At 65.7% G+C, this 11,908-nt stretch carries 8 protein-coding genes; 2 read left to right on the top strand and 6 right to left on the bottom strand.

The window, feature by feature from the left end:
* Positions 1-94: 94 nt before the first annotated feature.
* From ACHBTE_RS15355 to ACHBTE_RS15340, 4 genes are all read right to left on the bottom strand, one after another.
* A complete protein-coding gene (locus ACHBTE_RS15355; RefSeq protein ID WP_394724361.1) occupies positions 95-880 on the bottom strand; it encodes a carbohydrate ABC transporter permease in 786 nt (261 codons plus the stop codon).
* 83 nt (positions 881-963) lie between these two features.
* Positions 964-1,923, bottom strand: coding sequence for a carbohydrate ABC transporter permease (locus tag ACHBTE_RS15350; RefSeq protein ID WP_394724360.1), 960 nt, complete (start codon positions 1,921-1,923; stop codon positions 964-966).
* A 73-nt stretch (positions 1,924-1,996) separates the two neighbouring features.
* Positions 1,997-3,241 (bottom strand): ABC transporter substrate-binding protein, encoded by a 1,245-nt coding sequence (locus ACHBTE_RS15345; protein ID WP_394724359.1) that lies wholly within the window; start codon positions 3,239-3,241, stop codon positions 1,997-1,999.
* Between the two features lie 362 nt (positions 3,242-3,603).
* Positions 3,604-5,274, bottom strand: coding sequence for a phosphodiester glycosidase family protein (locus tag ACHBTE_RS15340; protein ID WP_394724358.1), 1,671 nt, complete (start codon positions 5,272-5,274; stop codon positions 3,604-3,606).
* A gap of 752 nt (positions 5,275-6,026) precedes the next feature.
* Between ACHBTE_RS15340 and ACHBTE_RS15335 the strand changes: the two genes are divergently transcribed.
* Both ACHBTE_RS15335 and ACHBTE_RS15330 read left to right on the top strand, forming a co-directional pair.
* A complete protein-coding gene (locus ACHBTE_RS15335) occupies positions 6,027-6,437 on the top strand; it encodes a hypothetical protein (protein ID WP_394724357.1) in 411 nt (136 codons plus the stop codon).
* A gap of 22 nt (positions 6,438-6,459) precedes the next feature.
* Entirely contained in the window at positions 6,460-6,957 is a 498-nt protein-coding gene (locus ACHBTE_RS15330; RefSeq protein WP_394724356.1) for a hypothetical protein, read from the top strand.
* A gap of 223 nt (positions 6,958-7,180) precedes the next feature.
* On the opposite strand, the gene ACHBTE_RS15325 is transcribed toward ACHBTE_RS15330, so the two are convergent.
* Together ACHBTE_RS15325 and ACHBTE_RS15320 are read right to left on the bottom strand one after the other, a co-directional pair.
* The gene (locus ACHBTE_RS15325) at positions 7,181-8,197 is read right to left on the bottom strand and encodes a hypothetical protein (RefSeq protein ID WP_394724355.1); all 1,017 of its coding nucleotides are present in this window, start codon (positions 8,195-8,197) and stop codon (positions 7,181-7,183) included.
* Positions 8,198-8,413: 216 nt separating this feature from the next.
* A complete protein-coding gene (locus tag ACHBTE_RS15320) occupies positions 8,414-10,666 on the bottom strand; it encodes an ATP-binding protein (RefSeq protein WP_394724354.1) in 2,253 nt (750 codons plus the stop codon).
* Positions 10,667-11,908: the final 1,242 nt, after the last annotated feature.

Raw genomic sequence — 11,908 nt, 5'->3', positions numbered from 1 at the left:
GAGCTGGGTGGTCTGAGACGGGTCGGAGTTCTGCCGGGCGCCCGTCGGCGTCGACGTCATGAGTCATCCCCCCACACACATGTCGGACGATCAGTCACTTCACCGCGCCCGTTGTCATGCCCGCACGCCAGAACCGCTGAAGGGCGATGAATGCCACGACCAGGGGGACCACGGAGACCAGTGACCCGGTGACGACCAGGGCCGGTGGTACCGCGATGTGGCTGGCGTTCCAGCCGACCAGCCCGACGGCGACCGGCTGCAACCAGTCGTCGCTGAGGACCATGGCCGGCAGAAGGTAGTTGCTCCAGATCTCGACGAACTGAAAGAGGAAAATGGTGACCAGTACGGGGAGCATGGTCGGCAAACTGATGCTGCGAAGAATACGGACCTCGCCGGCGCCGTCCATCCGACCCGCTTCGATGATCTCATCGGGTATCGACTGTTCCGCGAACACGCGCGCGATGTAGACCCCGAAAGGGCTCACCATGCTGGGGAGCAGCACGGCGAGTGGATTGTTGATCAAGCCGATGCCCGAGAACATCAGGTAGAGCGGCAGCGTGAAAAGAATCTTCGGCACCAGCACGGCGGCGAGGACCGCCCCGAATATGGCGTTGCGTCCCGGGAATCGGTACTTGGCCAGGGCGTAGCCTGTCACGGCGGACAGAAGGGTTCCCAGTGCGGCTCCGACACCGCAGTACATGAGGCTGTTGAACATCCAGCGCCAGAAGATTCCGCCCTGCTGCTCCGTGAGCCGGGTGATGTTGTGGAAGAGCTCGAAGCCGTCGAACCACAGCCCACTGCCGCTGAATTGCTCCCCGAACGGCTTGGTCGCCGAGACCACGAGCCACCAGAGAGGGAGAAGGAAGTAGGCGGTCGACATCACGAGGAGTCCGATGACGACACCTGGGCTCGCTGCCCTGGCATCGAGCCGGCTCCGCGAGGGAGGTGTGTCTCTGTGCGCGGTCACGTGACCTCACCTCTGCGAGTCAGCTTGAGAAAAGCGAATGAGAGCACTCCCACCAGCGCGGCGAGAATGACCGACTGCGCCGCCGCATAGGGGTAGTTGCCCGCGGCGACGGCTGCCTGGGCCGACATGATCGGTGTGAAGGTCGAGGACACCGACCCGCTGGAAACGGGCTGCAACACAGCGGGCTCGTTGTAGAGCTGGGCTGAACCGATGATGGAGAAGATCGCTGTGAGGGCGAGGGAGCTTTTGACGGCCGGAACCTTGATGCTCCATGCGATGCGAAGCGGCGAGGCGCCGTCCATCCTGGCGGCTTCCAGGATCTCGCGGGGGATCGCCTGAAGCGAGGCGTATATGATGATCATGTTGTAGCCGGTCCAGCTCCAAGTGACGATGTTGGCCACGGACCACAGGACGACCCCGTCGTCGAAGAACGGAATCTGCACTGTCAACGGCTCGAGCAGACGGTTGATGGGGCTCGACTCGCGCGAGTACATGAAGGACCAGATCAGTGCGGCGCTGACTCCTGGAACCGCGTAGGGCATGAAGGCCGCGAGGCGGAAGAACGCTCCGCCGCGGGCCGAACCGGAGTCGATCAGCAGCGCGAGCCCCAGCGCGAGCAGCAGCATGAGGGGAACCTGGACCACGGCGAACAGGGCGACGCGCCCAAGCGATGCCAGAAAAGCCTTGTCGGCGAAAGCCTGAGTGAAGTTGGTCCATGGTTCGAACACCCGCGCAGGGGGCGTCAGCCCAAGCCCTGTGCGCTTGACGGCGTAGAGGCTGCTCACTATCGCGTAGACGATCGGAGCGACGTACATCGCCAGGAAGAACAGGCCGAACGGCGCGCAGAACAGGAGCGCTGTGCGTCTGGTGCGTGCGATGCCCTGCTCAGGTCGGCTCGACCGCCGACTGTCGTGTGGTCCGGCGGTCGCACTTTCCGCCAAGTGCTGTGTCGTCACAGATGTTCTTTCTCCTCGGTACGGCCGGAGGTGGGCCTGCCTCGAACGCGGCAGGCCCACCTCTGCGAGAGCTCTATTCGCTCGTCCTCAGGCCCTGACTCTTCATTTCCGCAAGCGTCTTCTCCTGCGCGGTCCGCAGCGCGTCAGGGATGGTTCCCTTGCCGGCCCAGGCCCTGGAAAGCCCGTCGTCCAAGTCGGCTACCGTTTTGGCCATCACCGGCCCCCAGGTCCAGTCGGTACCTACCTTCGGGGCTGCCTCGGCGAACACACGGTGAATGTTCTGACCCCCGAAGTACGGGTCAGGCGCGTTGAGTTGCGGAAGGCTGAGCAGATCCTTCGCGGCTGGATACAGCGAGGCTTTGGTGATCAGCCCGTCCCAAGCCTTCTTGTCGGTACTCAACCAGTGTGCGAACGTCCAGGCGGACTCGGGTGACTTGCAGCCCTTGAGGACCGCGGTGGAGGATCCGCCGGCGTTGCCCACCCGCTCCTCACCGGCCTTCCACTGCGGCAGGGGCGCGACGGCCCAGTCACCCGCTCCGTCCTTCGCGCCGCCCTTGATGACGCCCGCCTGCCAGGCCGCGCCGACGACGGTGACGATGCTTCCGTCTCCCAGGCCCCGGTACCAGGACTGGTCGTACATGGGCGCCTTCCCCATCAAACCGTCATCCGTCAAGCCTTGCCAGTAATCTGCCACCCCTTCATTGGCCTTGGAATCCATCGTCACTTTCCAGGCGTCCCCCTGGGTGGCGAACCAGCCTGCGTCGCCTTGCCACGCCAACCCTGCGTAGTCGTAGTTCAGGTAGGGCGAGGAGATGAATCTGCCGGGCTTTGAGTCGCGAATCTTCTTCGCCTGCTTCTTGTACTCGGCCCAGGTTTTCGCGGGCTTCAGCCCGAGTGAATCGAACACCTTCTTGTTGTAGAACATGGCCATGGGTCCCACATCCACCGGTGCGCCGTAGACCGCTTCGCCCAGTGAGACCGACTGCCAAGCCGCTGACTGGAAGTCGCCCTTGTCGGCACTCGCGTACGTGGACACGTCTGTGAGAGCGCCCTGGGCCGCGAAGCTGGGCAAGGACTCGTATCCGACCTGGGCGAGGCACGGGGCGTCACCGGCCTGCACCGCGTTCAGCATCTTCTGGTAGCCGCCCTTGACTCCAGGAACCACCTGCTGGAACTCGACCTTCATGTCGGGGTGGGTCCTGTTGAATTCCTTCACGGCCTCGGCGTATCCGCCGGCCCACCCCCAGAAGGTCATGGTCACCGGGCCGTCTGCATCGTCTGCATCCGACCCGGCCGAGCATCCGGCGAGCACGAGCATGGCTGTACCGACCGCCCCCACCGCACGGCGAAATGTTCTCTTCATCATTCCCCTTGATGTCATCCACTTGAAATTTCGAGTGGGTTCAGGTCCATTCCTGAGGCCGGCTTCCCCTCGCCCTCGGTGCGCCGCACGGACAGTTCAGCCCTGCTGCGCGGGACTATCGCAGAGCGTTCACATTCATCGCTGCGTCTGGCGACGAACACGTCTACGTATTCGCGAGTCGCGACACGGATCTGTACCTGACACACAACTTTGACTCGTAAGCCACGCATCGCGGTGGCCGTGACGAGGACGCACGCTCCTGGGCCTGAGGCTGTTCGGTCCTCATCCACGCCCGAGGCGCCTCGGGCGTCGGATCCTCAGCAGGAACCGGTTCTCTGCCAGACCCCCCATTCGGGATCGTTCCTGTTACCCCACCTGTCCACAGTGGCCCCCGGCTCATCGCCTCGGGTCCACCACTTGGCGCGCCATGTGCTGCCGTTGTGCGAGACAGCTTGGCCACCTATGTAGATGCCCTGCGCGTCCCATGCGGGAGCACTGCACGTTGCGCTGTCTTGAGAACTGCCATCCGGTTCAGGAACCGCGACCGCCAGACCGCCGGTGACCCCAGGCGAAGATGGGGCGGAAGGCACCGGTGCCGTCGAGGTCGATCCGCTCTCCGTTTCCTCGGTGAGCAGAAGCACATCGCCGACCGGCCGCTCGATCCCAAGGTAGGGCTTGGTGATCATTTTCCCTTCCAGCGCCATCGCCGTCGAGCCGCCTCCGTCGAAGTTGATCGCGTTCACGGCCCCGAGATCCCGCATGAGTTCGGCGGCCTCCTGGAGCCCGTAGCCGTTTCTGCTGCTCTCGCGATCCCCGGTCACGGTTGCCAGCAGAACACGTTTGTCCTTGTCGACCCCCAGGAAGGTGCGTGGGTGTCGCGCTGTCTCCCAGTCCTTCTTCATCTTGGCGGAGCTGCTGTAGTCGATGTCCACCTTCCCGTCACGGACCAGCATCGGGGCGCCACTCACCATGCCCATGCCCTTGCCGAGCTTGACTTCTGGCTCGCAGGCAGGGGCTCCGCCTTCATGAGGGTGACAGTCCATGTCGATGATCTTGGTGTCGATCTTCAGGCGTGACCCGGGTTTGGCGTGGGACGTCAGCCATGCCGCGCCGGCGCCCACACCGACGAGTCGCGTCGATCCTGCCGGCACATCCCACGTCGGGGTCTTGGTCAGCGTCACTACCTTGCTCAGCGTCACTACCTTGCTCGACGAATCGAGGAGCACCTCGACCATCTCCTTGCCGCTGAGCTTGCCCCTGTGCTGGAAGTCTTCAGGGGAGGCTTTCAGCTTGTCGGTCAGGACGACGAGGTCATCGCTCCGGTCGCACACAATGTTGACGCTGGTCTGGGTCGGGTGCTCCACCCCCTCGCAGTTACGACTGATGCCCGGATAGCGGTTGATTCCGTCGATGGCTCTCAATGCTGGAGTGCGGCCCGCCGTCGCCCTGCTGGAACCTTCATCCGACGCAACGGTGATCTCGGTGCGGAGTCGTTTGAACTCGACACCGAGAGGCCCCCCGGCGCCAATGATCGCGACGGGTTGCCCATCTCGCGCGGCGCTCTGAAGCTCCCCGTCATAGGCTGCGATCCCCACGGGCACTCCTTCAAAGCCCGCAGTGTTGTGGTACACGAAGAAGCTTGTGTTTATCGCCAGGAGGGCGTTCTCCGCCTTCGCCGTCTCGGTCACCTTCTCGGCCTTGGCGACGGTGCTGCCGTAACTTGCCTTCAACGCGCCCTTGAAGCCGGGCTCGACGATGGCGACCTTGATGTCGAGACCCGACCCCGGATCGCCGTCTTTCCGGGCGACCACCTTCTCGTAGAGGTCGACGCCCTCGGCGACAGACCGATGCGTGTAGGTCTTGAGTACCGCAGGAACCTCCATGTCTACTTCCTCACCGTGCACTTGTGCAGAGGCGATGAGTGAGGCTGTGACCAGCACGGCGATGGCGGCAGCCTTGTATGTGGTCGGTCGAGTGATGCGGCGCATACCTGCTCCTCAGGTCATCGGCGTGTCCGGGCAGGGGCCGCGTGGGCCTCGCCGGGCCGGCGCTTCTGTGACTCTCCGCAGGCCGATGCCGGACGCGTGTTCCGTGGTGCAGCAGCGGCTAGAGGCTTGAGAGCGGCATGAGGCAGGCCGGTCCCGCCGCCGTGCGCAGTTCACTCGCAGATGAGGCTTGTGCGCCTTGATTGCGTACGCCCGTGACAGGTCCCACCGTGGAGGCGGCTTCGGGCGGTGACGTCTTCGACAGCTGACTTTCTGAAGCACCCGACCGCGCGCTCCTCTGCAACCAGGCTCCGGATCAACAAGGGGCCTGGTGCGGGCGGGCTTGGGCCTCTTCTTGCGGGCGAGGTACGTCGGCTGTGACAGGTCCAGCACCCGGTACACGGGATCGACCCCGAGGCCGCGTTCACGCAGGTGGTCAAATCACTTGCTCGGCCTGTCCGGGGACGGTCGATCTCCTGGGTCGGACCAGGCGCACTAGCCTTGGCACCCAACGGCAGGCAGGACGAATCTCGACCCGCGAGCGGTCACTCGCTCCTGCTTCGCGTACGGGGAGACGCGAGGGGGACAGGCAGTCCTGGACCTTCAGAATCGGTGCACACCCACGGTCGTGAGCCCGGCGTCCAAATACCTTCCACTTCCAAAGGTCACTGATGTATACCTTGAGATCCCCCTTTCAGGTGGTGACGGGGGAATGTCACGGACAGGCGAATGCGTCCGGACGGAGCGTGCAGACCATGACAGCCTTCATCGCCCCTGTATTTCTGCCGAAGGTGGCCGGATACCTCCGCTGTTATCCGCATGACCCGACCGACATGGCGGAGAACCGGATCGTGATGCGGAACTGTGCCCGCAGCGCGGGCATGCCCGAACCCTTCATCTACCTGGACAATGACTGCCCCTCCCGCGCGGCGAAACCGCGGCTGGAAGAACTCATCGAAGCCGTTGACGCAGGACTGTTTCTAGTCGTGATGATTCCTGGACCTTGGGTGTTCTCCCTGGACGAGCAAGTAGCTCGCAGCACGGCTCAACGGCTGTCGCGTGGATGCTGCGGCATATGGGAGACGGCCTCACCTCGTATCGACCGCCAGGTACATCGCGGCCATCTCGGCGCCCGCGCGGCTGACTTCGGACACAGACCCTACTGAGCCGCGGCACGAAGGAGTCGCCATGCCTGTGGACGTCCCGCCCAAAATGGTTCTGGGCGAAGCGGTTTCGCACATAGAGGTATCGCCCCCGGGATGGGACTCAGGTCCTCGCGATTGTGTGCTCGTATCATTTCGCACCTCGCTCGATGCCGTGCCGCACATCCGCCACACCCTTCGGACGGTGTTGAAGGAGTGGAATGCGTGCACCCCACTGTCCGACACCACTGAACTGTTGGTATGTGAGCTCGTGACCGACCCGCCACCATTGGCCTCCAGCGCCGAGAACTCGACCGAGGAACTCTGGATCACTGTCGCCGTCGTGCAGACACCACGGTCCCTGACACTACTGATGGAGGGCGTCGGGTCGGCTACGGCGGACGAGATGCAGGAGAGCACAGTGCACGTATGTGTCGATCCGGCCTCGAACCACAGCGTGATGCTCGTCGATGCGGCTACCTACCTCTGGGGCTCCCATCGGTCCCTGCGCGACTGGGCGCCTTGGTCGACAGATCGGCCCTGAGATGCGACGCCACCAGGATCGAGGCGAGGGCCGCGACAGGCCCGGCAATCGAGGCAGGCCGAAGAGGGAGGTGTACGCGGGGGCCGGCCCGCTTGCCGCCGCCCACCTGGTGAGCGGCGACAAGGCGCTTGTGGAAGCGGCGAGCGGCCTCCAAATCATCGAACGGCTGCCGGGGGTCGCATGCCGGCAGCCACCTCATGAACGCGCAGGCCCTGTCGGGCCGTTACGCGGACGTCAGCCGCTTGAACCAGGTGACCGGCGTGGTCGTGAAGGGCGCCTGAACATACACTCGCGCCGGTATGGCCGCCGTGGCTTCGTGGTTGTCGGCATCGATGTCACGGAGCACGATGTACCCGGTGTAGTAGGCGCCGTTGGCCCGGCCTTCCAAGTAGCCGCGCTTGCCTGGAGGGACGTTGATCTTCACTGACGTCTCCAGGGTGCTCTGCAACCGGGTGACCGAGGTGGAGGCGTAGCTGTAGGTGAAGCTCGCCTCGGCCCCGATCTCCGCCTGGTCCTTGCTGATGAGCTTGGGTGTGATCGCGCCGCCTGCCGACCAGCCCTCCGTCACGCTCTTCTCGTCGGTGACGGCAGCGGCGACCTTGTAGGTGAGCTCTCCCTGTCCCGCCATGGCAACGCTGGCTCCCCGCACGGGATACCGCTCATCCAGCTTTCCGACGAAGACGCACGGCGCAGTCTGCCCGTACGCGGGATGGTTCGCGTCGGTGTTCGTCATGCCGCAGTACTGCTCAGCCGTCTGTCCGCCCGACGGGACGATGTCGTCCTTGGTGTGGCGGCGGATGTCGTGTTGCGAGTGCTTCGTACCTCCAGGCCACCCGTCGACGAGCCTTTGGGCGCTCACGCGCAGGTGCTCGGGGTTTCTCACATCGACGGCGTACTGCTGCGCCGCGTTCATGGCGTCCCTGATCGCCTGTTCGGGGTCATAGGTCTTGCTCACGTCCGCCAGGTGGACGGCCTTGACGCCGCCGCTCGCGTCCCTGTCCAGGCCCTTCGGGTAGCCCATGACGCTTTCCGCGGTGTTCAGGGGCGTCCACGTCTCCATCGCGGCGTAGACATCTGCGTTCGTCTCGTACATGTCGTCGACGACGACAGCCCGCTGACCGTCGGCGCTTGCGGGGATGGCGGAACCGATCAGGGACACGCAGGAAAGTAAGGCGGTGACGACTACGGCCGTCACGGTTCTGCCGTCCCCGCGACCTCGATCGGTGGTGATGCATGCCATTGCCATGTGCGTTCCTTCCTCTCTCAACTTTGGCGTCGACTGCTGTCAGCCGCGCCGGTACACACCCCTGACCTGCCATGTCGGGCGGCCTGTGCGTGGGCAGGCATCGCCGGCGGACGGGCCACGAGGTGATTCTCTTCGGACGACGACACGTGCCTGAGTTCACCGCGCTGGATCGCACACAGCGGGCTCAGGGTGTTCGTGATCCAAGTCAAGTCATCTGCCGAACAGCCCGAGGCATGCGGCAGCCGGCCCATGGAACAGACCAGACATGAGGTTCATCCCGCCTCCATCGGCGCCACCGAGGTCACCACCGCCCGTGTCGGTGCCGCCGACGTCCAGACCACCGATGACGGTGCCGCCGGACTCCGTACCGCCGGAGTCAGAGCCCCCTGAGTCAGTACCTCCCGACTCAGTACCGCCTGAGTCAGCGCCACCTGAGTCAGTGCCACCGATGGCCGTGCCACCAGAGTCGGTTCCACCGGTGATCGCCCCACCCGTGCCCGTACCGCCCGGTTCAGCGCCTCCGGTGGCGCCGGCCCCACCGCTGCCTCCGGCCGCACCCCCGCCGCCAGGTGACCCACCTGTACTCGTACCGCTGCTCGATGACGGCCGTGACTGCGAGGACCCCGCCTCGGACGGCCCCGACGTGCCGCTCATGGCCTCTTGACTCGGGTCAGTGGCTGACGGGTCGGCCATGTCGCCGTCGCCCGGTTGTGTCGTGCCCTGCGGCGTGCCGGACAGCCCTCCCCGGCCACCAACAGGCCCGGGCCACCCGGGCGGGCTGTCCGCCGGCCCGCCCGGATCGAGACCAGGGAACCCGCCCAGGTCCTGGTCCCTCGGCTGATCCGTCGTACCGCTCTCACGTGAGCCACCACTGTCCGACGTCACCGAGAGCACGTAGCCAGTGGTCACCACGACCACCAAGAGCGCACCCAGCCCCCAGGCAAGACCCTTGCGCCGGGCCCCACCGGCGGGCCGGCCGGGCACCTCACCCTCAGCGGCGGAGACAGGTGGGGAAACTTGTGGTGCGGCCCACGTGGTGAGCGGCTCTTCCGGGTGGCGGTCCAGCGGGAGAGGATCACCGTCCTCCCCAGGGAACGGGGTCGGCTCCTGGACACGGTCCGCATGGTGGCCGCCCTGCCCTGAATCCCGGAGGGGACCAGCATCACGGGCTGCGAGATCCGCTACCAGGGCGAGCACCCGAAGCGTGGTGATCGTGCCGGGGGCGTCGCCGAGGGCACTGCGGATTTCGCGAGCTGTCTCGAGGTCGGCGCATGCCTGGTCCACATCTCCACGGCACAGCGCCAGAACCCCGAGTTCATGAAGGAAGTACGCCCTGTGCTCGGCCTCGCCCGTCAGCCGTGCGGCGTCCTGACCGGACCGCAGCACACGTTCCCAGAAGTCCCAGTGCAGACTCGCCGCCAGGGCCGGCGCGGCGGATCGGGCCAGGCGTACGGCTGTCGTGGCGTAACTGGGATCGCCGGCCTGCGTGAGAGTCTTCAGGGCTCCCAGCATGGCCTCCGCCTCCGCCGCTACCCGCGGGGGATCGACCGAGGGAATCCGGGCCCACAGGGCGTAGTGGCGGGCGGCGACATCCGCATGCGCCACGGACCGCATCGCATGCCCGTATCCCAACTGAGCAGCGACGGATTCGGACAGTCGGTAGCCGAGACCGACGGGCGTGAGGAGCCCGCAGCTCACCAGCTCCCCCAGTGCCCCGCCGGTGCCGGCCTGCTGCATGAGACTCGGAAGCTGGGCCTGGCTCGGTGCCTCACCGCCCAGGGCCACGACGAAGCGCAGCGCTTCACATGCTGCATCGCTCAGCCGTGACGTGAGCTGAGCGGCGAGGGCCGGGCCGTGCAGGGGGTTCGGCAACCGGGTGTGTCCCGCACCGCGAGTGGGGGCCTCAGTCCGGCCACAGTCCCGGAGCCGCCCCCGCAACACGTCACGCTGCCGCAGTACTGCACCTGCTTGCACCAGCAGCCGTGGCAAGCCCTCGCTCTGGAACCAGACGTCCCCCGCCCATGTGCTCTCTTCAGGGGTGAGCGGGCGATCCATGATCCAATGCAGCAACTCCAGCGCTGAGTGCCGGTCGAGGCCGCACAGGAACATCTCTTCCAGACGCGAGTCGGCGGACGGCGCAGGAACGTCCGGTGTGGCGGCGAGCACATAGGTGCACTCGGGCGTCGCCGCGAGCAGCCCTTCGAGCGCGTCGCCGCCGAACTCCAGGTCGTCGACGACGACGATCGCTTGGATGTCACACATCTTGGCCCGGAGGGTGACATCGTCCGGCCGGTACGACGGGGAGTCGAAGACGGCCATGAAGAGCGTGTGCAACAGCTCGTCCGGTTTCCGGCCACGGCCACAGACGCGTATTGCTCCGTCGTGCATGATGCCGGCACAGTCGCGGGCCACAGCCTCGAGCAGAGCCGTACGGCCCGAGCCGTTGGGCCCGGTGAGGCGCACGGAACGCCCGTGCGTGAGCAACCGCCGCAGTCGTTCCCGCTCCTCCCGGCGTCCCAGGAACGGCGCCTGGCGAATCCTGAAGTCGATTCCGTCAGGTCCATCGTCGGCCCGAGGCAAGCCTGAGGTCCTGTGCGGTGTGTCAGGTATGTTCGCGCTCGGATGACGCAGCTCGACCTCGCTTCCGCTGACCGGATCGAGGGTGAGCTGGAAGCGTCCACAGACAAGTTGGACGACGTCGGTGGGTTCGGTCTCCTCGACTTCGGAGGCGGACTGTGGCGTCCCGTACCGGGAGCCTGCCAAAGTGGGGCGTCCGGCGCCGTCATCTTCAACTCCGCGGCTCTGGGGATCCACCGTCGCCTCCGTGTTCGTGGTCTGTCGCCTCGCCCATCCCGAGTCCACCGGCGGGATATGGGCGTATGGACGCCGCCGCCAGGACCGGGGTGCGGATTCCACGTATCCGACGCTCGGCCGCTACGGACAGGCTGCGCGATGAGGCCTGTCCGGGCCGCCGACTGGGGGAGTCACCGGATTCCGCTCCGCGCTCCTTGTCCGGGCGGCGGCGCGGCTCCCTGTCTAGCAGTGGCTGAGGCTCCGATCTTGGCCACCGTCGCTTAATACGAACCGGGATGCCGAATATCGGGGTTCGTTCTGCGTACGTGTCACAAACTTTCACGCCGAGGCGTGCCCAGTGGTGCTCTCCGCAGCTCTCCCGACCGAGCGCCGGCCTTTGGGCCGGTCGGTGCCCCGGCGTCGAATGTTTGTGATTCAAGTACGAGAAACGCTGGCGCACCATTCGAATCGGCAACGAGTGGTTGATTGCCGGGCGGGGGGCGCGGTCTCCCTCCTGCAAGCGCGTGGCCGCCCATGCCGAGGTGGCTTCTTCAGGACCTCGGCAGCTGGACCGGTGCGGACGCCTGGCGCCTCTGCGTGCGCGCCGTCAGGAACCGCTGACATGGGCGCTCGCCGGAGCCGCGGCGCACAGCCGAACCTGCCGATACGGGCAGCCGGGCAAGACTCGCGCGCCTGACCACGCGGCCGACGGACGCCCTCGAGCGCAGTGGGGTTTCCGTCATCAAACAATTACCTACCGTAACAACAGGTGCCTGTCCCCTACCTGTGGTCCTGGGGTCCACGGCTACCTAGTCGCTCGATTGCGTAGTCGGTAGGTAGGGCCTACGGATGTTTCTTTGCCTGGATTCGGATGACATTCGATGTACCGCTTCCATTACTCGGGAAGGGTAG

This window comes from Streptomyces sp. M41, assembly GCF_043673425.1.
Lineage (GTDB): Bacteria > Actinomycetota > Actinomycetes > Streptomycetales > Streptomycetaceae > Streptomyces.
Note: the sequence above shows the minus strand (reverse complement) of the source record. Positions and strands in the feature narration are given on the sequence as shown.